The 1,771-nt window shown below is 70.8% G+C and carries 2 protein-coding genes; both read right to left on the bottom strand.

The genetic code is table 11. The features are described from left to right. Nucleotides 1-241 precede the first annotated feature (241 nt). Entirely contained in the window at nt 242-712 is a 471-nt protein-coding gene (locus tag FV228_RS28665; protein ID WP_147857579.1) for an SRPBCC family protein, read from the bottom strand. Nucleotides 713-853: 141 nt separating this feature from the next. Beyond that, nucleotides 854-1,525: a haloacid dehalogenase type II gene (locus FV228_RS28660; RefSeq protein WP_147857578.1), complete on the bottom strand. Its 672-nt coding sequence runs from the start codon at nt 1,523-1,525 to the stop codon at nt 854-856. Nucleotides 1,526-1,771 lie beyond the last annotated feature (246 nt).

Below are 1,771 nucleotides of genomic sequence, written 5' to 3'. Positions count from 1 at the left end.
GGGCGACGGCCCCGAGCACCAGGGCAGCGGCGAGGGCTGCGGCCCCGGCGCGGATCGTCGTGAAGGAACCGTTCGTGGCCACGCGCTAAGTCTCCCGTTCGTGTTGCGGATGATCCAACACCGGGACGATTAAAAATCTCCGAAGCTGCGCAATTCGATCGCGTGCCCGTTGTGGCGCCGGCGGGCCGGGCGATGGCAGCGGAGCGCCTCCGCCCGCTGCCGCCGAAACGTCACTGCACCGTCACTTCGCCTTGGCGGCGATGCCCTTCAGCCCGGCCTCGTACACGCCCGCGATGGCCTCCTGCGCCTTGGGATCGGGGGCGCCCTTGGCCTTGAAGGTGCCCGTCCAGGTCACCTTGGAGCCGCTGCCGGCCTTCGCGACCCGGAGCGTCGAATGATAGTCCGTGACGGGCAGCGGGCCTTCCAGGATCGTGTAGGTGTAGGCCATCTTCGCGTCGTCGCGGGATTCCTGCTCCTCGACGATGGTCCCGCCGCCCTTCAGGCTGAGGGTGCGGACATCCTTGTCGCCCTTCTTGGACGGGACGCACTTCTCGATCACGGGATGCCAGTCGCCGATCCCGCAGAACCCGCCGATGGTCTTCCAGACCGCCTCGGGCGACGCGGCGACGTCGACCGACTTGGTCACGTCCAGGGCCCAGGCCGGGCCCATGACGCCGACGCAGCACGCGGCTGCCAACACGATACGCTTCATCAGACGTTCCCTCGCGCTCGACGCTCACAAGGCTGGCGTCCGAGTCAGGGGCGAACCGAGTGCGCGGCCGGCACGTTGCAAGCTCGACTTTAGTCCAAGACGCAACAGACCAAGGCGCGGCATCGCGCCCCGGGCCGGTCCTCAGAGCAGCCCGTCGAGCGACCCGATCACGCCCGTGGGCGCGAGATCCGCGTACTCGTCGGGCAGGCCCCGGCGGTTGACCCAGGCGGTCCGGAACCCGAACGCGTTGGCGCCCGCCACATCCCAGCGGTTGGACGAGCAGAACAGCACGTCCGCCTCCCCGACCGCGAGCCGGACCAGCGCGATCCGGTAGGCGTCCGGGTGGGTCTTGAACACCTGCGCGTCGTCCACCGAGAGCACCGCGTCGAGATGGTCGGCGAGCCCCGCCGAGGCCACGGCGCGGTCGACCATCGCGGCGTTGCCGTTGGTCAGGACCGCCGTGCGGAGGCCGCGCTTGCGCAAGGCCGCCAGCACGCCCGGCACCTCGGGGTAGGCGTCGAGGTCCCGGTAGGCGTCGAGGAGCTTCTCGCGCAATCCGGGATCCACCCCCGGATGGACCGCCAGCGCGTAGTCGAGGGCGCGGACCGTGAGGTCCCAGAAGGCGGCGTAGCGGCCCATCAGAGACAGCGTCCAGCTGTATTCGAGCTGCTTGTTGCGCCAGACCTCGGAGAGGTGCTCGGCATCCGGCCCGACCGCGTCGGCGTAGCGCTGGACCGCGGCGCTCACGTCGAACAGCGTGCCGTAGGCGTCGAACAGGACGGCCTTCACGCCCGCGAGCAGGTCCTTGGTCATGGCGTTCCTCAATGGCGCTCAGGGACGATGTGGGAATCGCGGGCGCGGCGGCGAGCCCGGCTCGATGGAACGGACGCGCTCAGGCCCGGCGCAGGCGCAGGCCGAACAGGTGCAGCAGCCCCGCCAGCAGGCCGCCGTAGACGACGGCCCCGGCCAGCCCGAGCAGCGCCAGGACGGCGATCTCGCGCCCATGCGCCAGGGCCGGCACCAGCGCCTCGGCCAGCCCCTGGCCGTAGACGGCCACCC

It is taken from the genome of Methylobacterium sp. WL18 (assembly GCF_008040015.1).
Lineage (GTDB): Bacteria > Pseudomonadota > Alphaproteobacteria > Rhizobiales > Beijerinckiaceae > Methylobacterium > Methylobacterium mesophilicum.
The sequence above is the reverse complement of the archived record's forward strand: the minus strand, read 5'-3'. Positions and strand labels throughout refer to the sequence as shown.